The sequence below is a fragment of the Breoghania sp. L-A4 genome (assembly GCF_003432385.1).
Taxonomy (GTDB): Bacteria; Pseudomonadota; Alphaproteobacteria; order Rhizobiales; family Stappiaceae; genus Breoghania.
The window spans coordinates 2,873,885-2,899,870 of the sequence record NZ_CP031841.1 but is presented as its reverse complement, the minus strand read 5'-3'; the positions used below and the strand labels follow the sequence as shown (position 1 = coordinate 2,899,870).

At 63.1% G+C, this 25,986-nt stretch carries 16 protein-coding genes, 2 tRNA genes and 3 pseudogenes; 16 read left to right on the top strand and 5 right to left on the bottom strand.

Annotated elements, in window-relative coordinates:
* Window positions 1-53: 53 nt before the first annotated feature.
* The 7 genes and pseudogenes from D1F64_RS13170 to D1F64_RS13140 all read left to right on the top strand — a co-directional run bounded on the left by D1F64_RS13170 (window position 54) and on the right by D1F64_RS13140 (window position 7,913).
* Window positions 54-137: transfer RNA gene (locus D1F64_RS13170), tRNA-Leu, on the top strand.
* Window positions 138-408: 271 nt separating this feature from the next.
* Window positions 409-1,770: a trigger factor gene (gene tig / locus D1F64_RS13165; RefSeq protein WP_117412817.1), complete on the top strand. Its 1,362-nt coding sequence runs from the start codon at window positions 409-411 to the stop codon at window positions 1,768-1,770.
* A 181-nt stretch (window positions 1,771-1,951) separates the two neighbouring features.
* Window positions 1,952-2,587: an ATP-dependent Clp endopeptidase proteolytic subunit ClpP gene (gene clpP / locus D1F64_RS13160; RefSeq protein ID WP_117412816.1), complete on the top strand. Its 636-nt coding sequence runs from the start codon at window positions 1,952-1,954 to the stop codon at window positions 2,585-2,587.
* Window positions 2,588-2,875: 288 nt separating this feature from the next.
* Window positions 2,876-4,140, top strand: a pseudogene (gene clpX / locus D1F64_RS13155) (ATP-dependent Clp protease ATP-binding subunit ClpX).
* A 264-nt stretch (window positions 4,141-4,404) separates the two neighbouring features.
* A pseudogene (lon, locus tag D1F64_RS13150) lies at window positions 4,405-6,833 on the top strand (endopeptidase La).
* A gap of 360 nt (window positions 6,834-7,193) precedes the next feature.
* Window positions 7,194-7,469, top strand: coding sequence for an HU family DNA-binding protein (locus D1F64_RS13145; RefSeq protein WP_117412815.1), 276 nt, complete (start codon window positions 7,194-7,196; stop codon window positions 7,467-7,469).
* Between the two features lie 368 nt (window positions 7,470-7,837).
* Window positions 7,838-7,913 (top strand) — tRNA-Val (locus D1F64_RS13140).
* Window positions 7,914-7,978: 65 nt separating this feature from the next.
* On the opposite strand, the gene D1F64_RS13135 is transcribed toward D1F64_RS13140, so the two are convergent.
* Window positions 7,979-8,557: a MarR family transcriptional regulator gene (locus D1F64_RS13135; protein ID WP_162901537.1), complete on the bottom strand. Its 579-nt coding sequence runs from the start codon at window positions 8,555-8,557 to the stop codon at window positions 7,979-7,981.
* A gap of 280 nt (window positions 8,558-8,837) precedes the next feature.
* Between D1F64_RS13135 and ectA the strand changes: the two genes are divergently transcribed.
* From ectA to D1F64_RS13115, 4 genes are all read left to right on the top strand, one after another.
* Complete coding sequence (ectA, locus tag D1F64_RS13130; protein ID WP_248304453.1) at window positions 8,838-9,380, top strand: diaminobutyrate acetyltransferase; 543 nt, start codon at window positions 8,838-8,840, stop codon at window positions 9,378-9,380.
* A gap of 48 nt (window positions 9,381-9,428) precedes the next feature.
* On the top strand, window positions 9,429-10,721 hold the full coding sequence (gene ectB / locus D1F64_RS13125; RefSeq protein WP_117412812.1) for a diaminobutyrate--2-oxoglutarate transaminase: 1,293 nt from the start codon (window positions 9,429-9,431) through the stop codon (window positions 10,719-10,721).
* A gap of 11 nt (window positions 10,722-10,732) precedes the next feature.
* Complete coding sequence (locus tag D1F64_RS13120) at window positions 10,733-11,122, top strand: ectoine synthase (RefSeq protein ID WP_117412811.1); 390 nt, start codon at window positions 10,733-10,735, stop codon at window positions 11,120-11,122.
* Window positions 11,123-11,201: 79 nt separating this feature from the next.
* Window positions 11,202-12,662: an aspartate kinase gene (locus D1F64_RS13115; RefSeq protein WP_117414586.1), complete on the top strand. Its 1,461-nt coding sequence runs from the start codon at window positions 11,202-11,204 to the stop codon at window positions 12,660-12,662.
* A 25-nt stretch (window positions 12,663-12,687) separates the two neighbouring features.
* On the opposite strand, the gene D1F64_RS13110 is transcribed toward D1F64_RS13115, so the two are convergent.
* Together D1F64_RS13110 and D1F64_RS13105 are read right to left on the bottom strand one after the other, a co-directional pair.
* Window positions 12,688-13,857: a glycosyltransferase gene (locus D1F64_RS13110; protein ID WP_117412810.1), complete on the bottom strand. Its 1,170-nt coding sequence runs from the start codon at window positions 13,855-13,857 to the stop codon at window positions 12,688-12,690.
* 76 nt (window positions 13,858-13,933) lie between these two features.
* Window positions 13,934-16,732, bottom strand: a complete 2,799-nt coding sequence (locus D1F64_RS13105) for a hypothetical protein (RefSeq protein WP_117412809.1) — start codon at window positions 16,730-16,732, stop codon at window positions 13,934-13,936.
* A gap of 158 nt (window positions 16,733-16,890) precedes the next feature.
* On the opposite strand from D1F64_RS13105, the gene D1F64_RS13100 reads away from it, so the two are divergent.
* The 3 genes and pseudogenes from D1F64_RS13100 to D1F64_RS13090 all read left to right on the top strand — a co-directional run bounded on the left by D1F64_RS13100 (window position 16,891) and on the right by D1F64_RS13090 (window position 20,590).
* Entirely contained in the window at window positions 16,891-17,424 is a 534-nt protein-coding gene (locus D1F64_RS13100; protein ID WP_117412808.1) for a hypothetical protein, read from the top strand.
* A gap of 390 nt (window positions 17,425-17,814) precedes the next feature.
* Window positions 17,815-19,925, top strand: a pseudogene (locus D1F64_RS13095) (3-hydroxyacyl-CoA dehydrogenase NAD-binding domain-containing protein).
* A gap of 65 nt (window positions 19,926-19,990) precedes the next feature.
* Entirely contained in the window at window positions 19,991-20,590 is a 600-nt protein-coding gene (locus D1F64_RS13090; protein WP_117412807.1) for a hypothetical protein, read from the top strand.
* 267 nt (window positions 20,591-20,857) lie between these two features.
* Here the strand turns inward: D1F64_RS13090 and D1F64_RS13085 are convergent, their stop codons facing one another.
* A complete protein-coding gene (locus tag D1F64_RS13085; protein WP_117412806.1) occupies window positions 20,858-21,883 on the bottom strand; it encodes a helix-turn-helix domain-containing protein in 1,026 nt (341 codons plus the stop codon).
* A gap of 131 nt (window positions 21,884-22,014) precedes the next feature.
* Between D1F64_RS13085 and D1F64_RS13080 the strand changes: the two genes are divergently transcribed.
* Together D1F64_RS13080 and D1F64_RS13075 are read left to right on the top strand one after the other, a co-directional pair.
* The gene (locus D1F64_RS13080) at window positions 22,015-22,212 is read left to right on the top strand and encodes a DUF1127 domain-containing protein (protein ID WP_162901536.1); all 198 of its coding nucleotides are present in this window, start codon (window positions 22,015-22,017) and stop codon (window positions 22,210-22,212) included.
* 48 nt (window positions 22,213-22,260) lie between these two features.
* Window positions 22,261-23,715, top strand: coding sequence for a hypothetical protein (locus D1F64_RS13075; RefSeq protein ID WP_205470467.1), 1,455 nt, complete (start codon window positions 22,261-22,263; stop codon window positions 23,713-23,715).
* A gap of 769 nt (window positions 23,716-24,484) precedes the next feature.
* Here the strand turns inward: D1F64_RS13075 and hmgA are convergent.
* The gene (gene hmgA, locus D1F64_RS13070) at window positions 24,485-25,777 is read right to left on the bottom strand and encodes a homogentisate 1,2-dioxygenase (protein WP_117414584.1); all 1,293 of its coding nucleotides are present in this window, start codon (window positions 25,775-25,777) and stop codon (window positions 24,485-24,487) included.
* Between the last annotated feature and the right edge of the window lie 209 nt (window positions 25,778-25,986).

Below are 25,986 nucleotides of genomic sequence, written 5' to 3'. Positions count from 1 at the left end.
CGCTTTGATGCCGGTGGGGCCAGTGCTATAGAGGCCGCGCTTTGGCGTACCGTGCGGCTGTGGCGGAACTGGTAGACGCGCTTGGTTTAGGTCCAAGTGTCTTTGACGTGGGGGTTCGAGTCCCTCCAGCCGTACCAACGACATATCCCGGGCGGCTTTCGCGCCGGGTTTGCGCATCACCCGGTTCCTGCGCCGGCGCGCATGGGGTGCCGCGCGAGCCGCGCTGGACGCGTGTGGGACTTCCAAAGCCGGTAAAATTGGTGCTGTGGTCTTGACACATGCGGGTCAGGGAAGACACATGCACGGCAAGACCCATTTCACGTCATGAACGATGCGCCGCCAACGAAGTCATACGGCTTCCATCGAACGGTTGGATGACGTTCCAGATCGAGGACGAAGAACAATATCATGCAGGTGACCGAAACCCTGTCCGAAGGGCTGAAACGCGAGCTGAAGATCGTCATTCCGGCATCCGATATCGCCGGCAAAGTCGACGCTTATCTTGAGGACATGAAGTCCAAGGCTCAGATCAAGGGGTTTCGCCCCGGCAAAGTGCCGATTTCCCATCTGAAGCGGATGTACGGCCGCCAGGCGACGGCGGAGATCCTCGACAACATGCTCAACGAGAGCACCCAGAAGGCCGTCGAGGACCGCTCCGAGCGCCCGGCGCTGCAGCCGGAAATCGACTTGCCGGAAGGCGACGCGAAGAAGGTCATGGAAGAGGGCGCCGATCTGGCCTTCACGATGACCTACGAGGTTCTGCCGGAATTCGAGATCATCGATTTCAGCGACATCGAGATCGAGCGTCCGATCATCGAGATCTCCGAAGAAGGCGTGATGGAGCAGGTCGAGCAGATCGCCGCCCAGAGCCGGCCCTTCGAGGCGAAGGCGAAGACCGCCAAGGCCGAGGATGGCGATCAGGTCACGATGGATTATGTCGGCAGCATCGACGGCGTGCCGTTCGAGGGCGGCGCGGCGGAGGATGCCAAGCTCGTGCTCGGTTCCGGCCAGTTCATTCCGGGCTTCGAGGAGCAGCTCGTTGGCGTGAAGGCCGGCGACAAGACCCAGGTCAAGCTGAGCTTCCCCGAGGATTATCAGGCCGCGCATCTGGCCGGCAAGGAAGCCGTCTTCGAGGTGACCGTCAAGGAAGTGGCCGCGCCCGGCGAGTTGACCATCGACGACGCTTTCGCCGAAGGCCTGGGACTGGAGTCGCTCGACAAGCTGAAGGACGCCGTCCGCCAGCAGATCGAGAGCCAGTTCGGCGCCGCGACGCGTCAGAAGGTCAAGCGCCAGCTGCTCGACAAGCTCGACGACAAATACACCTTCGATCTGCCCGCGAAGCTGGTGGAAAGCGAATTCGAAGGCATCTGGCGCCAGGTCGAGGCCGACATGAAACAGTCGGGCAAGACCTTCGCGGATGAGGACACGGACGAGGAAAAGGCCCGCGCGGACTACCGCAAGATCGCGGAGCGGCGCGTGCGTCTCGGCCTCGTCTTGTCGGAAATCGGCGAAAAGAACAACATCCAGGTCTCGGATGACGAAGTGCAGCGCGCTCTGTACGACCAGATTCGTCAGTATCCCGGCCAGGAAAAGGAAGTCTTCGAGTTCTACCAGAAGAACCAGCAGGCTCTCGCAAGCCTGCGCGCGCCGATCTACGAGGACAAGATCGTCGACTATCTTCTGGAGCTGGCAAAGGTTACCGACAAGGTGGTGACCAAGGAAGAATTGCTCAGCGCCGATGAAGACGAAGGTTCGGACACGGCGGCCTGATCCGTCTGTTAACGATGTGCGCAGTCGGCCTTGCGGTCGGCTGCGCATGCGCGGATCCGCTCTTTAAGGACGCGCCGTTCTCGCCTATGTATTGAGTTCCCTTCGCGACTCGGCACCGTTCTCAGGTCGTCGGGTCGTTCGATATTCAGCGCATAGCGCGCCTTCAAGCCATGGATGACTTATGAAGGATCCCGTCGATTTTTATATGAGCACGCTTGTGCCGATGGTTGTCGAGCAGACCAACCGCGGCGAGCGTTCTTATGACATTTTCTCACGGCTCTTGAAGGAACGGATCATCTTCATCACGGGTCCCATCGAGGACCATGTGGCGACCTTGGTCAGTGCCCAGCTGCTGTTCCTGGAGGCTGAAAATCCCTCCAAGGAAATCGCGATCTACATCAACTCGCCGGGCGGCGTCGTCACGTCGGGTCTCGCGATCTATGATACGATGCAGTTCGTGCGGCCAGAGATCTCCACGCTGTGCATCGGCCAGGCCGCGTCGATGGGCTCGCTGCTGCTGGCCGCCGGCGCCAAGGGCTCGCGCTATGCGCTGCCGAACGCGCGCGTCATGGTGCACCAGCCGTCGGGCGGGTTCCGCGGCCAGGCGTCCGACATCCAGCTGCACGCTCAGGAAATGCTGAAGCTGAAGCGGCGGTTGAATGATATCTATGTCACGCACACCGGCCGCGAGCTGTCGGAGATCGAGGAAGCCCTCGAGCGCGACAACTTCATGACCGCTGAGCAGGCGAAGGATTTCGGAATCGTCGATAAGGTGATTGTCGACCGCTCCTCGCTGATCGGTGACGAAACGGCCTGATGCAGACCCGCCCGGAACGGCGGCCGTCCCAATTTCGACGAATTGCGCGGACTAAGTGAGTGAATCACTCTGTCGTGGCTAATTTTTCGAAGTTTTACGGACTGTCACGGGCAGGTTTAAACGAATATTGATTTTTCAGGTGAAAACATGGTTGCATTCTCGAATGGTGTTGCGGGCGTTGATCGCATCACCGGTCGGGGATGAAATGCGGATACCGGGCGATTCCGGCCGCAGTTCCATGCTTGAAAATCGGAGGAACTGTCCTCCGATCTATGCGGGGTTGATCGAATGAGCAAGACCAGCGGCAGCGACACGAAAAATACCTTGTACTGTTCTTTCTGCGGAAAGAGCCAGCATGAGGTACGCAAGCTGATCGCAGGACCGACGGTCTTTATCTGCGATGAGTGCGTTGAACTGTGCATGGACATCATCCGCGAGGAAAACAAATCCTCGCTGGTCAAGTCGCGCGATGGGATTCCCACGCCGCAGGAGATCCGCCAGGTTCTCGATGACTATGTGATCGGCCAGTTCTCCGCCAAGAAGGTTCTCTCGGTCGCGGTTCACAACCACTACAAACGGTTGAACCACGCCGCGAAGAACAACGACGTCGAGCTCGCGAAATCCAATATCCTTCTCGTCGGCCCCACGGGCTGCGGCAAGACGCTGCTCGCCCAGACGCTGGCGCGCATCCTCGATGTGCCCTTCACGATGGCTGATGCGACGACCCTGACCGAAGCCGGCTATGTCGGCGAGGACGTCGAGAACATCATCCTCAAGCTGCTGCAGTCGGCCGACTACAATGTCGAGCGCGCCCAGCGCGGCATCGTCTATATCGATGAGGTCGACAAGATCTCGCGCAAGTCGGACAATCCCTCGATCACCCGCGATGTGTCGGGGAGGGCGTCCAGCAGGCGCTTCTGAAGATCATGGAAGGCACGGTCGCCAGCGTGCCGCCGCAGGGCGGCCGCAAGCACCCGCAGCAGGAATTCCTGCAGGTGGACACGACCAACATCCTGTTCATCTGCGGCGGCGCGTTTGCGGGCCTCGACAAGATCATCTCCGATCGCGGCACCAAGACATCCATCGGCTTCAAGGCCCAGGTCAAGGCGCCGGGCGAGCAGAAGACCGGTGAGCTGTTCCAGCTGCTCGAGCCCGAGGATTTGCTGAAGTTCGGTCTGATCCCGGAATTCGTCGGCCGTCTGCCGGTGATCGCGACGCTGGAGGACCTCGATGAGGAAGCCCTGGTCGAGATCCTGACGGTGCCGAAGAACGCGCTGGTCAAGCAGTACCAGCGCCTGTTCGAGATGGAAGACGTCGAGCTGACCTTCCACGAGGACGCCATGCGCGCCATCTCCCGCAAGGCGATCGATCGCAAGACCGGCGCGCGCGGCCTGCGCTCGATCCTCGAGGCCATCCTGCTCGACACGATGTTCGAACTGCCGGGCCTGAAGGACGTCAAGGAAGTGGTGATCTCCGCCGAGGTGGTCGACGGGCAGGCCCGTCCGCTCTACATCTATGACGACCGCGCGGAGAACACGGTCTCCAGCGCCTGATCTGCGGGCGCGGGCGGGCAGTGTATCAACAGACTGCTGCCCGCCGCGCCTTGACACCTCCACGGGCGGTAGCCACCTAATACGCGAGCCGGCGACGAATGCGGCTTTGGACGCCGCCACGATGGGGTGTCCGGGGCCGGCTGTTTGCCGTGTGCGTGCCCGCACTTGCCAAAGGCGGGCTGAACGACGTCGCATGGTGTCGCCAGATGGTGTTCCCGGTCGCATTCCTCCCCGCGACGGGATCACTCATAGAGAGGACGTAGAATGAGCGAATTGGTTCCTGGTCAGGCGGATGAACTCGGCATGGCCGTTTATCCCGTACTGCCGCTTCGCGATATCGTCGTTTTTCCGCATATGATCGTGCCGCTTTTCGTCGGGCGAGAGAAGTCTATCCGCGCGCTGGAAGAAGCCATGCGCGCCGACAAGCAGATTCTGCTGGCGACCCAGAAGAACGCCGGCGACGACGATCCCGAGCCCGCGCAGATTTACGACATCGGTACGCTTGCCACCGTCTTGCAGCTTCTGAAGCTTCCCGACGGCACCGTGAAGGTGCTGGTCGAGGGCGGATCGCGCGCCGAGATCATGGCGTATACGGACCGCGCGGAGCTGTTTGAAGCCGAAGCCCGGCCGCTGGCCGAGGATGAGGGCGACAGCATCGAGGTCGAGGCGCTTGCCCGCTCGGTGATCAGCGAGTTTGAGAATTACGTCAAGCTGAACAAGAAGGTCTCCCCGGAGGTCATTGGCGCGGCGACGCAAATCGAGGAGTACGCCAAGCTGGCGGACACCATCGCGTCGCATCTGGCTGTCAAGATCCCCGAGAAGCAGGAAATCCTCGGCATCACCTCGGTGGCGGCGCGGCTCGAGCGCGTGCTCTCGCTGATGGAGAGCGAGATCTCCGTGCTGCAGGTCGAAAAGCGCATCCGCTCGCGCGTCAAGCGCCAGATGGAGAAGACCCAGCGCGAGTACTATCTGAATGAGCAGATGAAGGCCATTCAGAAGGAACTCGGCGACAGCGAGGACGGCCGCGACGAGCTCACCGAGCTCGAGGAAAAGATCGGCAAGACAAAGCTCTCCAAGGAGGCCCGCGAAAAGGCGCAGGCTGAAATGAAGAAGCTGCGCCAGATGAGCCCGATGTCGGCGGAAGCCACCGTCGTGCGCAACTATCTCGACTGGGTGCTGGGCATTCCGTGGGGCAAGAAGTCCCGCGTCAAGAACGACCTGAAGTACGCCGAGGAGCTGCTCAACGCCGAGCACTACGGGCTGGAGAAGGTCAAGGAGCGGATCGTCGAGTATCTGGCCGTGCAGCAGCGCGCCAACAAGCTCAAGGGTCCGATCCTCTGCCTCGTCGGTCCTCCGGGCGTCGGCAAGACCTCGCTTGGCAAGTCGATCGCCAAGGCGACCGGGCGCGAGTTCGCCCGCATGTCGCTGGGCGGCGTGCGCGACGAGGCCGAGATCCGCGGCCACCGGCGCACCTATATCGGCTCGATGCCCGGCAAGGTCATCCAGTCGATGCGCAAGGCCAAGAAGTCCAACCCCCTGTTCCTTCTCGACGAGATCGACAAGATGGGCCAGGACTTCCGCGGCGATCCGTCGTCGGCCCTGCTGGAGGTGCTCGATCCCGAGCAGAACTCCAGCTTCATGGACCACTATCTGGAAGTCGAATACGACCTCTCGGACGTGATGTTCGTGACCACGGCCAACACGCTGAACATCCCGCGCCGCTGATGGACCGGATGGAGATCATCCGCATCGCCGGCTACACCGAGGATGAGAAGGTGGAGATCGCGCGCCGTCATCTGTTGACCAAGGTGGAGAAGGATCACGGTCTGAAGGCCGACGAATTCTCCATCAGCGACGAGGCCCTGCGCACGGTGATCCGGCGCTACACCCGCGAAGCCGGCGTTCGTAATCTCGAACGCGAGATGGCGACGCTTGCGCGCAAGGCGGTCAAGGAGCTGATTCTGTCGGGCAACGCCTCCGTCAAGGTGACGGGCGACAATCTCGAGGATTATCTCGGCGTGCCGCGTTTCCGCTACGGTGAAGTGGAAAGCGAGGATCAGGTCGGTGTGGTCACCGGGCTTGCCTGGACTGAGGTCGGCGGAGAATTGCTGACGATCGAAGGCGTCATGATGCCCGGCAAGGGCAAGATGACGGTGACGGGCAATCTGCGTGACGTGATGAAGGAATCGATTTCCGCCGCGAACTCCTATGTGAAGTCGCGGGCCATCGATTTCGGCATCGAGCCGCCGCTCTTCGACAAGCGCGACATCCACGTGCACGTTCCGGAGGGCGCCACGCCCAAGGACGGACCGTCGGCGGGCATCGGCATGGTGACGGCGGTCGTCTCCACCATGACCGGCATTCCGGTGCGCCGGGACGTGGCGATGACGGGTGAAATCACCCTGCGCGGCCGCATCCTGCCGATCGGCGGTTTGAAGGAAAAACTGCTGGCGGCGCTGCGCGGCGGCATCAAGACCGTGCTCATCCCGGATGAGAACGCCAAGGATCTGGCGGAGATTCCGGACAACGTAAAGAGCGAGATGGAAATCATTCCGGTCTCCACCGTTGGGCAGGTGCTGGAACATGCGCTGGTGCGCATGCCAGAACCCATCGAATGGGACGCGGATGCGGCCGCCAAGGAAACGCCGGTGGTCGCCGCCGAGGATGATCCCTCGGCTCTGACCGCGCATTGATCAAGGCCCGCGGCCGGCGTGTCCGGCCGCGGTGGCTGGCTTGCGCGTTTGGCCGTCCCTGGGGCGCCATGTGACATGAAATCGCCGTGCCGGACATGAAGATGTCTCGCACGGCGTTTTTGTTTGCCGGAATGCGGACTTGTGGCCTTGCGGGCATTGGAATTGTCCGCCCAAGTGCAGCGCGTCCGGGGTGCCGGTGTCGAATTCGTACACACTATCCCCAATTGGCGGTGTGTTTTTCCAAAAAATGGCTGATTTCTGCGAATTTACCTTGCCTTCCGGTGCAAATCGCCGGACTGTCGCTTCGCGGATAGAGATGCGAATCGTTGGTAATCCGCCATTTGGATGAAAGGGACTGTTATGAATAAAAATGATCTCGTCGCCGCCGTCGCTGAAAAGAGCGGCCTCTCGAAGGCCCAGGCTGGTGAAGCCGTGGACGGTGCCTTTGAAGCGATCACCGAGACGCTGAAGGGCGGTGGTGAAGTCCGGATTATCGGCTTTGGCAATTTCACCGTTTCCGCTCGCGCTGCGACCGAGGGCCGTAACCCGCGCACCGGCGAAACGATCCAGATCCCGGCTTCCAAGACGCCGAAGTTCAAGGCCGGCAAGGGCCTGAAGGACGCCGTCAACAGCTAGTTGACGCCGTCGCCCCTGGATCGATGCGAGCCGGGCGGCGCCTCAGGGTGCCAAACATGGTCTTTCATCGGCCACAGGGCACGGGTCCAGGTCTGAGACGGAACCGATCTCGCCAGGGTGGCGCCGCGTCGACGTGAGGCCAATGCGCGGCGAAATTCGTGAGATCGACAGCGAGACTGAAAACCCCCGCGGCCCTTTTCGGGGCGCGGGGGTTTTCATGTGCCGGGTGATGAAACCGCGCACGCGCCGGGCGCGCCGGCCTTCCTCCCGATTTGCCGGGGAAAGCCGCCGCGAGGCTTGCTTTCGGGCTCTGTTACGCCTAAACGAACGGATATCTGGGCCGCAGATGCGCCATACGCGCGCGCCCGGGGCGGTTAGCTCAGTTGGTAGAGCGCCTCGTTTACACCGAGGATGTCGGGAGTTCGAGTCTCTCACCGCCCACCATTCCATCCCCTTGAAATCGTCAGACTTCACGCCGCGCATGTTCTTGCGTGCGCTGGTGTCTGGCGTCAGGGGAGGCGCGCGCCGGTGCTTTCCGCAGCATCCGTTTTGTCGTCGCCCGCCTTGGTGTCGGCAGCCGGTTCCGGGGCGAACGACAGGGCGCCGGACAGCAGGTTGTGTTCACCGCCTGCCGGGCGCTCCTCGTCGGCCACCAGGGCCGCGGTGCGCTCGAGGGCTGCCAGCAGCATCGCCTGCTCCCAGCCCGGAATGGTCGCGAAGGCATCGGTGAACCGCTCGTGCAGCGGGTCGGGCGCCGAATGCAGGGCGGCGGCGCCGTTCTCGGTGAGCGAAACCCAGTACTTGCGGCGGTCCGTCGCGCTGCGCCTGCGCCGCACGTAGCCGAACTGCGCCAGCTTCTCGATCAGCGCGGTGGCGCTCGCCGGCGCCACGCCGGCCCGCGAGGCGATGATCTTCGGCGTGATCTCGCCGGCGTCCTCGATGATGCGCAGGACCAGAAGCTGCGCCGTGGTCAGGCCGGTGGCGCGGGCGAGCGCGCGGTCGTTGCGCTCGGCGGCGCCGAGCACTCGGCGCAAGGCCAGCAGGCAGCTGAGCGCGCGATCTTCCATATCTGTCAGGCCCTTATCCATGCATCGCGGCGTCCTGTTCGTCGATTTTTCTCCATAGGTCAAGCCTGCGCAACAGGTTTTTCGGAGTCCGAACCATCTCATTCTGTGTACTGAGAGGAAACTGTTTTAAATCTAAATTATATTAACGATTGAAATTGCGCGAATTGCTGAATAATCGCAGTTAAATCAGAATGTTAGAGGATGCAGGAGTGTTATTGCGAATTAAATATAGTTTGTTATTGAAAACTATTTTCGAATCCCTATTGTTTGCACAGAAGAAAAATCAGGAGATCCCATGCGCTTGAACATCATTCGAAACGAACCCCGGAAGACCAATGCGCGCGCGCTCACGCTGCGGCCACCCGAGTCGTCCGATGGTGCGGCGGTTTGGCAACTGATCAGCGACTGCGGCCCGCTCGACGACAATTCGATGTACTGCAACCTGCTGCAGTGCGATCATTTCGCGGACACCTGCGTGGTGGCGGAGCTCGACGGCGAGATCGTCGGCTGGGTATCGGCCTATCGCCTGCCGTCCGATCCCGAGGTGCTGTTTGTCTGGCAGGTCGCCGTCTCCGAGGCGGCGCGCGGCCGCGGCGTCGCCAAGAAGATGCTGCTGGAGCTGCTGGCGCGGAAGAGCTGCGACGGCGTGAGGCGGCTGAAGACCACGATCACCCGCGACAATGCCGCAAGCTGGGCGCTGTTCAACCGCATCGCCGATATGATGGACGCGCCGCTTGATTCAGACGCGCATTTCGTCCGCGACGAGCATTTCGAAGGACGCCACGCCACCGAGTACATGGTGACGATCGGCGCGTTCGGCGACCGCAAGGTCGCTGCCGCCTGATCGGCGCCGTCGCGTCCGTTCCCGATACATCAAACCAACGAGGTTTCCATGACCACCGTTTCAACGGCCGATACGGCTGTGTTCGATCGGCGTGAGTCGGAAGCGCGCAGCTATTGCCGCAGCTTCCCCGTCGTCTTCTCCTCCGCCAGCAACGCCACGCTGCGCACCAGCGACGGCCGCGAGTATACCGACTTTCTCGCCGGCTGCTCGACGCTCAACTACGGCCACAACGATCCCGACATGAAGGCCGCGCTGATCGACTACATCAGCGCCGACGGCGTCGCGCACGGGCTCGACATGTTCACCGAGGCCAAGGCCGCCTTCATCGAGACGTTTGAGCGCCTGGTGCTCGAGCCGCGCCGCATGGATCACAAGATCATGTTCACCGGTCCCACCGGCACCAATGCGGTCGAGGCCGCCTTGAAGCTGGCGCGCAAGGTGACCGGCCGCCAGACCATCATCGCCTTTACCAACGGCTTCCACGGCATGACGCTGGGCGCGCTGAGCGCCACCGGCAACGCCGGCAAACGCGAAGGCGCCGGCGCGCCGCTCAGCGGCACCGCGCGCATGCCCTATGAGGGCGCCTTCGGCGCGGATGCGGACACGCTGGCGCAGATCGAGATGCTGCTCGACAATCCCTCCAGCGGCATCGATGCGCCCGCTGCCTTCATCGTCGAGCCGGTTCAGGGCGAGGGCGGCCTGAATGCCGCTTCGAAGACGTGGATGCAGGGCATCGCCCGGATCGCGCGTAAGCATGGCGCGCTGCTGATCGTCGATGACATCCAAGCCGGCATCGGCCGCACGGGCAGCTTCTTCAGCTTCGATGATTTCGGCATCGTTCCCGACATGATCCCGATGGCCAAGTCGCTCTCGGGCATGGGACTGCCCTTCGCGGCGCTGCTGATCCGGCCCGAGCTCGACATCTGGAAGCCGGCCGAGCACAACGGCACCTTCCGCGGCAACAACCACGCCTTCGTCACGGCGCGGGTGGCGCTTGAGAAATTCTGGTCCGACGACAGCTTCGCCAGGACGGTGCGCGAGAAGGGCGCCTTCCTCGAGAAGCGGCTCGACGCGATGCGCGCGCTGCTGCTTCCCGGCGCGACGCTGAAGGGCCGCGGCATGATGCGCGGCATCGATGTCGGCTCGGGAGAGCTGGCCAGCGATATCTGCGCGGAATGTTTCCGCAAGGGCCTGATCATCGAGACGTCGGGCGCCCATGACGAAGTCGTCAAGGTGCTGGCGCCGCTGACCATTCCGATGGACCAGTTCGCCGCTGGCCTCGATATCCTCGAAAATGCAGTCTCGGTCTGCGCCGCGCCCCTGAGCGCCGCGGCCGAGTAAGGAGACACTTCATGATCGTTCGCGATTTTCACGAGCTCAAGAATTCCGACCGCGCCGTCTCCGATGCGCGCTGGACGTCGGTGCGCATGCTGCTGGCCGATGATTCCATGGGCTTCAGCTTCCACATCACCGTCATCGAGCCCGGTTCGGAGCACACGTTCCACTACAAGAACCATTTCGAGAGCGTCTATTGCATCTCGGGCAAGGGATCGATCGAGGATCTGGCCACCGGCGAGACGCACGAGATCCGCCCCGGCGTGATGTATGCGCTCGACCAGCACGACAAGCACACCTTGCGCGTCGAGGAACAACTGGTTCTGGCGTGCTGCTTCAATCCGCCGGTCACCGGCACGGAAGTCCATCAGGCCGACGGATCCTACGCGCCCGCCACGGCAGCGTGATCCGTCCCGTCCGCGGCGCCTGGCCGCGCACACCGCAATCAAGCGCGCGCCCATGGCGCGCGCCGCAAGAAGGCACGTCATGAGTACCCATACAGTCGAAAAGATCGGCGGCACCTCCATGAGCCGCACCGACGAGCTGACGGATACGCTGTTGCTCGGAGGGCGCGAGGGCGCCGATCTGTACAACCGGATATTCGTCGTCTCCGCCTATGGCGGGATCACGGATTTGCTGCTGGAAGCCAAGAAGACCGGCACGCCCGGCGTCTATGGTCTGTTCGCGGCGTCCGACAGCAGCAACGCCTGGAGCGAGGCGCTGGACCGCACCATGCAGGCGATGGTCGAGGTGCACTCGCGGCTGCTCGAGCATCCGGCCGACCGCCGCGCGGCCGACGGTTTCATCCGCGAGCGCATCGAGGGCGCGCGCAGCTGCCTGATCGATCTGCAGCGGCTGTGCTCCTACGGTCATTTCCAGCTCGACGAGCACATGATGACCATCCGCGAGTTGCTCTCCGGGCTGGGCGAAACCCATTCCGCCTACACCACGGCGCTGCTGCTGCAGCGGAAGGGCGTCAACGCGCGCTTCGTCGACCTGACGGGCTGGCGCGACGAGCGTCAGCCGACGCTGGACGAGCGGATTGAGGAAGGGCTGCGCGATGTCGATCTGACGACGGAACTGCCCATCGTCACCGGCTACGCGCAGTGCCGCGAGGGGCTTATCCGCCTCTATGACCGCGGTTACACCGAGGTCACCTTTGCGCGGCTCGCTGCAGCGACGAAGGCGCGCGAGGCGGTGATCCACAAGGAATTCCATCTCTCCAGCGCCGACCCGAAGATCGTCGGCGCGGAGGCCGTGCGCAAGATCGGCCAGACCAATTTCGACGTCGCGGACCACCTGTCCAATCTGGGCATGGAGGCGATCCATCCGCGCGCGGCAAAGATCCTGCGCCAGTCGGACATTCCCCTGCGCGTCGCCAACGCCTTCGAGCCGGCCGATCCGGGCACGCTGATCGACGCCGATCTGGGCGGGGTTGCGCGCGTGGAGATCGTGACCGGGCTGAACGTGCTGGCGCTGGAGGTGTTCGAGCAGGACATGGTCGGGGTCAAGGGCTACGACGCCACCATCCTGAAGGCGCTGACGCGTCATGCGGTGCGCATCGTGTCCAAACACTCCAACGCCAACACCATCACCCACTATCTGGACGCCTCGCTGAAGGCGGTGCGGCGCGTCGAGCATGAAATCGCCGAGGCCTATCCTTCGGCGCGCGTGCATATCCAGAAGGTCGCGCTGGTCGCCGCCGTTGGACGCAATCTCAAGGGCATCTCGGCGGGCTATCAGGGTCTGCGGGCTCTGGACGAGGCGGACATCGTGCCGATCGCCACGCATCAGGGCGGCCGGGCCGTCGATGTGCAGTTCGTCGTCGGCGCCGACCAGATGAACAAGGCGATCCAGGCGCTGCACGCAGCCCTTGTCGAGGCCACCGACGATGCGGCGTGGGACGCCTGCGTCGTCGACGACACGGCGGTGCGCTCCGCCGCATGACGGGACGGCGTCGCACCGGACGCCTTCATACCCGTGTTGAAAGCGCCGCTGCGATGATGTCGCGCCATTGCGCGGCGATCCGGTCCCACGCGAACTCGGGCCGGCGGGCCCATGTCTCGGCCCGCCGCGCCATCTCCGCGAGATAAGCCTGATCCGAATAGCAGCGCTCAAGGGCGGCCGCCAGGTCGCGCGGATCGATGAGCCTGGCCTCCGTCGATGTGCCGGGATCTATGGTGGTCAGCGCCGGCTCCAGCCGGATCGCGGCGTTATCCCACAACTCATTGTAAGCCGTGTGGCCGGGGACGATCTGGGCTGCACCGGTCGCCGCGTGCTCGTGGCTGACCAGTCCCCAGCCTTCCGCCTCTGCCGTGTTCACGCCGACGTCGCAGGCGTTGTAGACGAGGTTGAGATGCGCCTCCGAAACACCGGGCATGTGGGCCTGCGCGGTCGACATCAGCGTGCGGTCCTCGATGCCATAACGGCGCACCAGCTCGGGAATATCCCAGCCCAGATCACGCGCGCCCATGTGCAGGAACAGCTTGACGGTTTCCGGCTTGCCGCGGGCGAACTCCGCGAACCCGAGGATCGTCAGGTCGATGCGCTTGCGCGGCTGATTGCGGTTGGCGTTGAGCACGATGAAGGCATTCTGAAACTCGGAATTGTCCGCAAAGATCCGGGCGCGGGCGGTTGCCCTGGCATCCGTTCCGAGATTGTGGAATGTATCCGCGTCCAGCCCGTGCGGAATGACGCCGACGGGTGGCGCCCGGAACCCGGGCGCTTGCTGCGTGTGCCGCCCGAGAGCATCGCGCAGCAGTCCGGCGGCGGTGTGGGTGTAGGCGATTGCGTGCGCCAGCATGTCGAAGCGGGTGACGAAGCGCGGATCGACCGGGCCTGCGTCGACGGGAAGATAGGCGATGACTGGCGGGCGGTGTTCCGCCGCCGCGAGCGCCTCCAGCCATTGCGACACCACCCAGGAGTCGTTCATCATGAAGATCAGGTCGGGCTTGATCCAGTCGGCGAGCGCGGCGATGCGATGGGCGCCCCACTGGTCGTCGCCGACCACGCCGGCGGGATAGACCGGCCAGGGCAGGGGGTGGGGGTCGCCGGAATGGCCGACGCCGAGATGATGGATGTCGAAGTCTCCGGTCAGCCGGCCGAAGATGCTCTCCAGGACGCGGGCGAAGCCGGTTGGCACTGGGCCGTCGCCGGCGATCAGGATTACCGGCCGCGCGCGCCCCGGGATGGCTGGCTGTGACGGCGCCGGGCCGGGTCTATTGAGCAAGGTCGAGCCCGATCGTGGTGATGGCGCGGTTGGTGTCGAGGCTGAATTGCGACTTGCTTATGCTCTTGATTTTGAGCGCGGCCACTTGCGCCGCCGTCAGCGGGTTTTCCAGCGCTGTCAGTCCCGTCACGTTGCTGGCGGTTCCGCCCACGGTGACGCTGAGCGGCAGCGGCGCGTTGGTCGGCTGATAGAGCCGCAGGATCAGCCCCGGCGCGCCTTGCGCCCAGGACGGTTTGGCCACCGTGAGCAGCGCGGGGGGCGCCTTGCCGCTCACGGGATCGATGGTGGCCAGCGAATAGCTGTCGGGCAGGGTTTCATCGGACAGATTGGAGACGAAGCGCCCGGTGAGCGGCGTGTGGAAGCTCAGCGCCTCCATCAGCGGCGCGCCGGTCTCCGGAGCATCCAGCCCGCTCGGCATCCGGATCGCGTAGGACTGATGATGCAACCCGCGGTCCGCCGCCTGGGCGCCCAGGTTATTCGGGCTTGTGGGGTTGTTGCGCAGCAGGTTACCGATCAGCGCGCCGTTTCCGTCCACGCCCCATGACGGCATGGTGTCCTGATAGACCGCCAGCAGCGCCGCGCCGCTCGTGTCGAGGGGGATGGCGAAATTATGCGTCGCCAGGAACTGCGGCCCGTCCCAGTACTGGACCCAGGGCGTCTGGTCCCAGTGATTGGGGGTGCCATAGGCGAAGTGATCGATGACCACGGGCAGCGGAAACCGCGTCATCACCGAGTAGCCGTGATCGTTGTATGGCGCCGCGGGATCGCTATAGGAGGGGCAGGTACCGGAAAAGCCCATGCGCAGCAGCGCCTCGTCCTCGTGCAGCGTGTATGTCCGCTTGTAGGAATAGCTCCGTCCGCCCACCTTCGCGCTCACGCGCGTGTCCAGGGTCACACGCAAGGGACCGTCCTCGACGACCATCGCGCCCGCCGCGGTGAGGCAGGCGGTCGCGTCGATGGTCATCGTCGTGCCGGCACCGGTGAACTCGTTGCCATAGCGGTAGATGCTGCCGGTGTCGGAATAGAAAATCAGATCGTTGCCCACCTTGCCCGGGTAGAGCAGGTTTTCGCCCGACGTCAGATCGATGAGCTCGGTGATGCCCCAGTTGGCCGACGCCGCGACCGTGGCCTTGACGTATTTGTTCGCCAGCACCCAGGTCTTGCCGCCGTCCTTCGTGGTGATGCTGAGGCTCGATGCCGTCGACGGCCATGTGTAGCCGCCCTCGCCGTTGAGATAGCTGGTGGCGTATCCGAAAGCCGGCGCCTTGGCCCGGAACAGCATGGAACCGTCGTGGGTGGGCTGGATCAGGCCTGTGGCTCCCAGCGCGTTGCGCACCGACAGCGCGCCGTGATCGGCGCCCATCGGCACTTCCACGAGGCCCGCGCGTTCAAAGCCGAGCTGGTTGAACACCGCCACCGGTGTTTCCGAGTTTTGCGCCACGACCTGATTGAAGACGGGCTTGATGGTTTCGCAGATACGCATCATCGCCGCTTCGCGCGCCAGCTCGCCCTTGTTCTCGGCTAGCAGCAGCCGGGTGAGCTGTTCCACGCCGTAGACATCCATGTATCCGGAATAATTCTGCGGGTCGAAGTCGGCGGCGGTGCCCACGACGTAGTCGTGATGGGTGCTGGCGACGTTGAGCCACCAGGCGTTGAACACGTCCGGCTGCCAGTCCGGCGGGGTCTTGTCGAAGAGATCGTTGATGGAGCCGAATATTTCGGCGCCCACCAGCGCGCGGGTGCTCTTGTACTGCCAGCGTTTCAATGCCGGGCGTGAGCCGTAGTTGCCCAACCAGACCGGGATGCCGGCGAAGAGACGTTTCACCAGATTGCTCGCGTGCGCCTGCACCAGCGCCACATAGTGATCGAAGGTGGCGACCGCCGCATAGACGCCGGTTGATCCATAGTTCGGTTTTGTCGTGCCGTTGTTCCAGGCGTTCACGACGCCTTGCAGCCCTTGCGTGGGCGGCGAGAAGTCGGTTCCCACGGGCACGAACACATAGGGTGTCGGAGAGGAGGGTTCGTTGAGGTCGAGATAGCTCTGAATGTCGCTTCCGGACGAAATGTCCGTGCCCTGGCCGTAGCCGCCGATGAGGTAATGGCCGAGGATTTCGGACCCGTCATTGGCCTGCCAGGTGAAATCGATGCCAGCACTTTGCAGTTGGCAGGCGGCGGACGGGTCGCCATTCGTCGGCGCCGAGCCGGTCTGCTGGTAGGGCGAACCGGGAATGCGCTCGAACGCGGCGCCCTTCAACCCCATGGCCTCCAGCGTCGCGGGCAGTTGCGCATCATGGCCGAAATCGTCGGGAATCCAGAAATTCGTCACCGTCGCGCCGGGCAGGTTCTTCTGGAACCACGACTGGGCGACAAGCGAATTGCGGATAAAACATTCGCCGTGAGACAGCAGGCTGTCGGGCGAGGTGATGCCGCCGCCGACCAGGTGAAACAGGCCGGATTTCGCGGCCGCCACCAGGGTGCTCACGTCGCCCGATGGACCCAGATTGAAGAAGCGTTCCAGGAACCCGACCTCGGCCAGCGAATAGTAGTAGGAGGGCGTGGCGCTTCCCGGTGGCGGACTCGGCGCGAGCAATTGCGCGGCCTGGCTCAGGATGTCCTGCGCAGGGGCGTTGCTGCCGTTGAAATAGGGCGCGCTGCTGTCGTCGTAGAGAACCGGAAATGTCTCCAGCCAGTCCCAGTCCATGTGGGAGGATTGGCTGAGAATGACGACGCGCTCCGCGCTCTGCGGAATGCCGAGTTCGGCTCGAATGCTGGATTCGCTTTGGGCCATGGTGACGATTTGGGCGCAGGAGCAACCGCAGAAAATGCCGGCCGCGGTGCGCCGCCTCCCGGAAAATGAAAATTGATAGCTTGAAACTTCCCTTAGGGAACATCACAATCGATCGGATTGTCGCTGTCAATTTTTTTCATTTCGGGATTGGGACTCCGATGAGCATCTTCATCGTCAACGATACGAACGCCGAGGGGGTGGGTTGGCGGCTGGACGGGCTGTCGTCGGCTGGATCCGCGACCGCGCTTGCGTCAGGATCGCTCGGATCGGACGCGCAAACCCGGACCCACGCCTATAATCCGCCGCCGTCGCCGAGCTATCCCAGTTTCCGGGTAAGCTTTTCTCCGCCCGGCGCCAGCGGTCCGACCAGCAAGACGGTGGCGGATCAGTCGACGGTGCGCATGGGCATCGGCACGCGGATCGCGGTGCAGACCCAGAACGCCTGCACCAACCAGCCGCCGGTAACGCCCTCGGGCATCAAGATTGTCAATGATATCAGCTCGATAAGCATGTATTATCGGCTTTACGGGCAAGCTCCCTCGGGCGGCGCGCGCACGCCCATCGGAAGCGGCAGCATTCCGACCAGCGGCTCCCGCAGTTTCACGCCGAGCCAGCTGTCGGGCTACAATTTCTTCGACGTCGTCTTCAGCAATCTCGGCTCCGCGTCCGGGGGCGCCGGGATGCCTCGGTGACGGTGCAGGCGAACGCGCAGATCACGCTGGCGTCCTTCGCCTCCAGCTATGCCCAGACCCCGGCCCCGATGATCGGCTCCGGCAGGGCAACTCCTCCCTGTTCTTGATTTTCGGCGCGGCCGGCGCGCCGGCAGATCGCCTCCGGCCGGTCCCAGGCGCACGGTCTGAACCGCCTTTGTCAACTGGCCGGGGGATAGGCGAGTATGGCGTGTTCGTTGGTTTATCAGTGGATTGCGCGCCTCCGCTGCTGCGTGTTTTCACGCGTCCTTGATCCGTTATTTCGCATCGCGGAATTGGTTTTTATGCGTTGAACCAATGATTTGGATGGATAAGATGCGGCAGTGAGCTGCCCCGCCGGCTCCCGGAAAGGCGGGCGCCGGGGAGAGGCGCGTGAGTGATCCTGTCACCTATGCCGCGCACGGCGACATCGCCGTGATCACCATCGACAACCCGCCCGTGAACGCCTCCAGCCAGGCGGTGCGCCAGGGGCTGGCCGAGGCGATCTCGCGCGCGGGCGAAGACGCCGCGGTCCGCGCCGTGGTCCTGTGCGGCGCGGGCCGCACCTTCATCGCCGGCGCCGACATCAAGGAATTCGGCAAGCCGCCGCTGCAGCCGGTGCTGCGCGACGTGATCGCCCGTATCGAGGCGAGCGACAAGCCCGTCATCTGCGCGATCCACGGCACGGCGCTTGGCGGCGGCTTCGAGGTGGCGCTCGGCTGCCACTACCGCGTGGCGCTCGAGGGTTCGAAAGTCGGCCTGCCGGAGGTCAATCTCGGCATCATTCCGGGCGCCGGAGGCACGCAGCGTCTGCCGCGGCTCATCGGCGCGCGCGCCGCTCTCGACATCATCACCTCCGCGCGGCATGTGCCCGCGGCGGAAGCGCTGGAACTGGGCGCAATCGACGCCATCGGCGAGGGGACCGATCCGCAATCCGCGGGTCTTGCCTACGCCCGTCGGGTCCTTGACGAGGGCGGCCCGTGCGCCGCACCAGTGAGATGACGGAGAAGCTCGCGGCCGATCGCGCCGACACCGCGCTGTTTCATGAGACGCGCAAGGCGGTCGCGGCGAAGGCGCGCGGCCAGACCTCGCCGCTGCGCGCCATCGACGCGGTAGAGCAGGGGCTCGGACTGGCCTTCGACGAGGGCATGAAGCGCGAACGCGAGATCTATCTCGAATGCCAGGCCTCGCCCCAGCGCGAGGGGCTGATCCACGCCTTCTTCGCCGAGCGCGCCGTCGCCAAGGTGCCGGGGCTCGCGGGCGCCGTGCCGCGGCCCATCGCGCGCGCCGGCGTTATCGGCGGCGGCACCATGGGGTCTGGCATCGCCATCGCGCTGATGCAGGCGGGCATCCCCGTGGTGATGGTGGAGCGTGACCGGGAAAGCATCGAGCGCGGCCGCGCCAACGTGGAACACGTGCTCGATGGCAACGTCCGGCGTGGCCGCCTGAGCGCGGAGGCCAGGGCCGCGACGATGGCCGGTCTCTATCGCGGTTCGACGGACTATTCTGACCTCGCCGATGTGGATCTGGTGATCGAGGCGGCGTTTGAGGATATGGACGTCAAGCGCGAGATCTTTCGCACGCTCGACCGCATCTGCAGGCTCGGCGCGGTGCTCGCCACCAACACCTCCTATTTGGACATCGATGCGATCGCCTTGGAAACCGCGCGTCCGTCCGATGTCATCGGGCTGCATTTCTTCTCGCCCGCCCACGTCATGAAGCTTTTGGAAATCGTCGTCGCGGCGAAGACCACGCCGGATGTGACCGCCACGGGTTTCGCGCTCGCCAGGCGGCTGAAAAAGGTCGGCGTGCGCGCCGGCGTCTGCGACGGCTTCATCGGCAACCGCATTCTCGCGAGCTATCGCAAGCAGGCGGACGCCATGATGGGCGACGGCGCATCGCCCTATCAGATCGATGCGGCGCTGCGCGGCTTCGGCTTTCCCATGGGCCCCTATCAGGTGGCGGATCTGGCGGGGCTCGACATCGGCTGGGCGACGCGCAAGCGGCTCGCCCCGCACCGCGACCCGCGCGAGCGCTACGCCGGCATCGCCGACCGGATCTGCGAACGCGGATGGTTCGGCCAGAAGACCGGGCGCGGGTTTTATCTCTATCCCGACGGCGCGCGCGTGGGGCAGCCGGACCCGGATGTGGAGGCGATCATCGACGCGGAGCGTAAGGCTGCCGGCGTCATCCCGCGTTCCTTCACCGATGACGAGATCGTCCGCCGCTATATGGCGGCGATGATCAACGAAGGCGCCAAGGTCGTCGCCGAGGGCATCGCGCTCCGGCCGCTGGATGTCGATATGGTGCTGGTGTTCGGCTACGGATTTCCGCGCTGGCGCGGCGGACCAATGAAATATGCCGACATGGTGGGGCTGGAATCCGTGCTTGCCGACATAAGGGCGTTTGCCGCCGAGGACCCGCTGTTCTGGCGGCCATCGGAACTGCTGGTGCGGCTGGCGGAGACGGGCGGGACCTTCGACAGCCTCAACAACGCGGCATGAAGGCAGTGGTACCCGGCGGGGGGCGTGACAGGATCGTGGTTTGATGTCTGGAGCGTGGAGCCGTCATGAATCCGCAGGTCGCCGAGATTGTCGCGAGAATCCGTAGCCTTGAGGACGAGCTGGAGGCGGAACTGGCGCGTCAGCGCGAGGCGCTGGCCTACCGTGTGGAAAACAAGCGCGTGATCTTCGAGGAAACGATGGCGCGCCATCACCGCGAACTGAAGATTCGCGTTCTGCGCTACCTTGCCCAGGCCCGGCCGCTGTCGGTGATCACGGCGCCGGTGATCTACTCGCTGATCGTCCCCTTCGTCCTGCTGGATCTCTTTGTAACCCTCTATCAGGCCATCTGTTTTCCGGCCTATGGCATCAGGAAGGTGCGCCGCGCGGAGTATTTCGCCTTCGACCGGGCTCACCTCGGCTATCTCAACGCCATCGAGAAGCTGAACTGCGCCTATTGCTCCTACGCCAACGGGCTGCTCGCCTATGTCAGCGAGATCGCCGCGCGCACCGAGCAGTACTGGTGTCCCATCAAGCACTCCCGGCGGGTTCTGGGCGTGCACTCGCGCTATCGCGAGTTCGTCGATTTCGGTGATGCGGATGCGTTCCGCGAAGAATCCGACGCGTTGCGCGTGCAGCTGCGCGCGGAGAACCGAAACGGGCGATGACGCCCGCACAGTGCGATCTTGTGATCGGGCAAGCACGCTCCAGGCGAAGCGATTGGGTTGACCGGAGGAAGCGTTTGCCCGCCATTTGGACGGCGTCGCGCTTCTTGCCGAATAACCCGAAAAAAGTCATATGGATCCGTATCAGACGCCCTTCGTGAAATACATCGAACGCGCAATATCGTGGACCCTGATCGTCAGCGTCCAATTGCTTTCATGGCGCATCGCAATGGCTTGCACCGCCTCATGACCGGTTGAATTGGCTCTGATTTAAACTGATGCGACGCTCTTGAACCGAAGGCGATACTGATTTGGCGCAATGCCGGTCGTTCGTTTGAACAAGCGGCGAAACGAATTGGGCTCGTCATAGCCAACGGCCGAAGCAATATCGTCAATCGCGTCGTCGGTCGTTTCAAGCATCTGCTTTGCCTCCTCGATCCGCAGCGATTGAACGTAATCAAGCGGCGCATAGCCGGTAGCGCCGGCAAACCGGCGTTTGAAGGTTCGCTCGCCAAGTCCGGATTGTTGCGCCATTCGCGCCACCGGGTTTGCGACCGCATAGTGATCGGCGATCCAGACCTGGCATTGGGCAATCACCGCATCATCATGCTGTTTGGGGCGGGCCATGGCGGCGAACGGAAGTTGTCCGTCACTTCGGTCGCCAAACAGGAATACCTTGGAAATTCGCCGCGCCTCCCCATCGCCGCAAAACCGGGCAACAAGATACAGCGCAAGCTCGTTCCAGGATGTTGACCCGCCGCTTGTAATGATGCGGTGCTCCAGTCCCGAGGGAACCAGCACCCGCTCCGGGCGCAGCAGGACCTGCGGATAACATTGCTCGAAAACGCGGCGCGCTCCCCAATGCGTTGTGGCTTCGCGATTGTCCAGCAACCCGGCTTCGGCGAGCATCATCGACCCGGTGCAAACGGAGCAGATGATCGCACCCTGTTCATACTGATCCTTGATCCATTCGACCTCTTCTCGCCATCGGCCGACGGGGCTGCCGCCCGCTTCCAGATTCAAATCACCGACAATCACCACATCCGATCGGTGCTTTTCGTCCATCGTATGATCGGCCACCAGTGTCGCGCCAAACGTCGTGGCCAACGGGGCCGTGGTTCGTCCGACAATTCTGGGTGTCATCAAGCGGGTGCTGGTTTTCTCTCCGGTCAGCGTCTCCCAGACCTTTCCCACGCAGGTGAATACCTCGTGCAGTCCATAGACGATCGCCGCGGATACCTCCGGGACGGCAATGAGACTGATGGAGACATTTCTGGTCTGGCTTGAAAGAGGCATGTGTCAAGTTTGGCATATTTGACCCGTTTTTGTCCATTTCGTGCCTAACGGCCTTGTCCTGGTTGCTGCCATTACTGCCGTCGAGCGAGGCAATGCTCCACCCATACGGGCCTGCAAGACAGGAGATCACGATGTTCAGGACAATGCGGAGCCGCCTGCAAAGCGCGTGGCGGGCCAGGACCTTCAACCGGCGCAACTTTCAAGCGCTCGATGAGCTCGATGACCGCATGCTCTCGGACATCGGTCTGTGCCGCGCCGATTTGCGGGCGTTGCAAACCCGGTTCGAAGCGCTTCCCCAGACCATGGAAACGGCGAGTGACGTCAGCTGACCAAACGCAGCGGCGAGATCCATAAAACGCGGTCAATCGGAGAGAGACATGTTTGAAACATCAAGACGAAAACTGCTGGGAGCATCGATGATCGGCGCCGGAACGGTGTTGAACGGACTGGGTGCGCGCGCCACGGCAACCGAGCTGAACAGCAAAGGAAACATCATGCTCAACAGAATTTCAGATCTGCCTCAGGGGCTCATCAAGGCTGCCGGTTTCCCGCTCGTCGAAGCCATCCACGGGCGTCGGTCACGGCGCTTCGCACGGGGCGCGGAAATTCCGGACGGCCCGCTGGCCTACAAATCCAGGCACCAGCCGGCGCCGTTGTCGGAGCTCGAACAGATGCTGCTGCTCACCACGGTCGCGGGCAATACCGGCTGGTCGAACCTGATACCCTATAACCGCAACTATCTGCCCAACATGCCCAATTATGCGGGCGCGGCCGGCGGCCGGAGTTTTCCGTCGGCAGCGGGATTTCACACCACCGAATTCTTCTTCACGGATGACAACGGGGTGTACTTCCTGCCAACCCGCGACATGGCGGCTTCCCGAGCCAGGGACAGCAGCGGCGAAACGGATCTGAAGGCCTATTTCGACGAGCACAAATCGCGCATTGTCAAACTCGCGGATGGCCGGTTGAAAACTCCGGCTCAGCCGCAGCACATGGAAATGCACAATGAATGGTGCGCCAATGTCGCCGGCAGCACGCTGATCATTCCGGTTGCCGATCTGGCGCAGCATATGGTTCTGGCCTTGTGCTATCTGGTTCAGAACGGCGCCTGCATCTATGACGATGTGAACAATCAGCCGATACCCGGTCTCGACAGGTTCAAGCACCTGGTCGATGTCGAAAACCCCTTTCCTCTGTCTTACGTTGAGCAGCTCGGCTTGACCGAGGTCACGGTCGAGATATCGACCAGCTGCTATGCCGGGATGCTGATGCTCCAGGCCATGGGGCTTGGCGGCTGGATGTATGAGGGGATCAATCCCTTCAGTATTCTGGGCGCCAGCGGCGATCCCGCTGTTCCCGGCCTCGGCTTTCGGTTTGAGATGATTGCTGATCAGCCGTTGCCGCATGTCACCGGCCTGGACGGTGTATTCGAAGGTCATTGCGCGCCGCATTTCGACACCATGCGTGCTGCGGTCGAATCCGTGGTCACACGCAAGTTCGGCTCCGGCGGTCCGTTCAACGCCGGGACGGAAGGGCCCTACAAGGAAAGCGACGCCATCCGCGGCAGTGCTGCGCCGATCGGTGATGAGTTCGTCGATTGCGTCGCGACGATGGCCCAATATATCCAGGACAAATTCGGACGCTTCCCGGCGACCGTGCCGGCGATCTTTACGCTGATGTATCTGCAGGCGCACCAGCTCGATACCGGCTTCTATGACACCCACTTTTCGTCAAATGCTTATTTGAAAACCCATTCCGAGCATGACCGGAATTGGGGTGAGGTTGGGGCAGCGGCTCCGCCAGGGCCGCTGCCCGATGCCGAACCAGGTTGAAAGGACCGGCTTATGATCCGCAATTTCCTCATGCTGGGCTACGCGGCGGGCGCGTATATCCTGTCGCTGGCAAGCCTTGTCTATCTCATTGGATTTTTTGCTGATCTCGGTGTGCCGAAAGGGATCAGCGACGGCGGGCCAACGACGCTGTTGTCCGCCGTTCTGATCGACGTCGGACTTGTCGGCCTGTTCGGGCTTCACCATTCGATCACCGCGCGCACTTCGTTCAAGCGCTGGTGGACAACAGTCATTCCCGCGCCCATCGAACGCGCGTCCTACCTTTACATGACAACAATGATGACGGCGTTGCTGGTAATCCAGTGGCGACCCATCCCGATCACGATCTGGCACGTCCAGCCGGGCTGGGCGATTGGATCGATCCACGCGATTTATCTTGCCGTCTGGACGATGATGCTCGCGGCGACTTTTCATTTCGGGCATTTCGGATTCTTTGGCCTGGCGCAGGCTTGGCAGACCTTCAGAAGGCAAACTCCCAATTCGTCCGGCATGACGGCCCGCCATCTTTACGCCCTGGTCCGTCATCCCATCAGTCTGGGCTGGATGATCACGCCCCTGATTGTGCCCCATCTGACCGTCGGGCATGTGGTGTTTGCCGCGGCAACCTTCGTCTACATCCTGCTGGCGACGCCATTCGAGGAAGCCGATCTCATCGACGCTCTTGGGACTCCGTACCGGCGCTACCGCAAACGGGTGCCCGCGTTCGTGCCGTTTCTGAAACCCGGCCGTTTTCAGTGGTCATGGCCCCGGGTCATTTCTCGCCCGGGGTGCCGTCGAACTTCTTCTCCAGACCCTTCCAGCAATCCACGTAGTCGGACTGCAGCGGCGCCTCGTGGGCGGCGAAATGCGTCAGATGCTGGGGAAAGCGCGTCTCGAACATGAAGGACATCGTGTTGGTGAGCTTCACCGGCTTCATCTCCTCGTTTGACGCCTTCTCGAAAGCCACGTCGTCGGGGCCGTGCGGCAGCATCATGTTGTGCAGGCTCATGCCGCCCGGCACGAAACCTTCTGGCTTTGCGTCATAGACGCCGTACACGTTGCCCATGAACTCCGACATGATGTTCTTGTGGTACCACGGCGGGCGGAACGTGTGCTCGGCCGTCATCCAGCGCTCGGGAAAGATCACGAAGTCGATGTTGGCGGTGCCTTCCACGCCCGAAGGGGCGGTGAGCACGGTGAAGATCGACGGATCGGGATGGTCGAACAGGATCGCGCCGACGGGGCTGAAGGTGCGCAGGTCGTATTTGCACGGTGCGTAGTTGCCGTGCCAGGCGACCACGTCGAGCGGCGAATGGCCGATGTGGGTCTCGTGGAACTGGCCGCACCACTTGACGATCACGCGGCTCGGCGTCTCGCGGTCCTCGTACCAGGCGATCGGCGTCTTGAAGTCGCGCGGATTGGCGAGGCAGTTGGCGCCGATCGGCCCGCGGCCCGGCGTGGTGAATTTGGCGCCATAATTCTCGCAGACGAAGCCGCGCGCCGTGCCGTCGAGCACGCGCACGCGAAACACCATGCCGCGCGGCACGATGGCGATTTCCAGCGGCTCCACCTGCATGCGGCCGAGCTCGGTGTCGATGCCGATGCGCCCCTCCTGCGGCACGATCAGGAGCTCGCTGTCGGCGGAATAGAAATACTCGTCCACCATGTCGGCGGTGGCGAGATAAGCGTGCACGGCCATGCCGACCTGGGTGTTCACGTCGCCGGCGGTCGTCATCGTGCGCATGCCGGTGAGAAACGTCAGCGGCTCATCCGGCACCGGAATCGGGTCCCAACGGTACTGGCCGAGACTCTGGATATGGTCGTCGATGCAGGGCGCGGATTTCCAGTGAGGGAGGTCGAGGCGCTGGAACCGGCCGACGTGTTTGACCGACGGGCGGATGCGATAGCACCAGGAGCGCTCGTTTTCCGCGGTCGGCGCGGTGAAGGGCGTGCCGGAGAGCTGCTCGGCATACAGTCCGTAATTGCACTTCTGCGGGCTGTTCTGGCCGCGCGGCAGGGCGCCGGGCAGGGCTTCCGATTCGAAATCATTGCCGAATCCGGGCATGTAACCCGGCGTCACGCCGATCTGAGCCTGCGCGGCGCCTGCTGTCGGGGTTTCGATGTTCACTGGCGCATTCCTCCATTTCTCGCGCCGCCTGATGCCTCCGGTCCCCCGTTACGTCTCGCGTGTAACGTAGATTACGTAACACGGTCATCGAAGACGGCTTTACAGGATCGGGCGCGGCGCTTATCGTGGCTGCATCATATCATTGA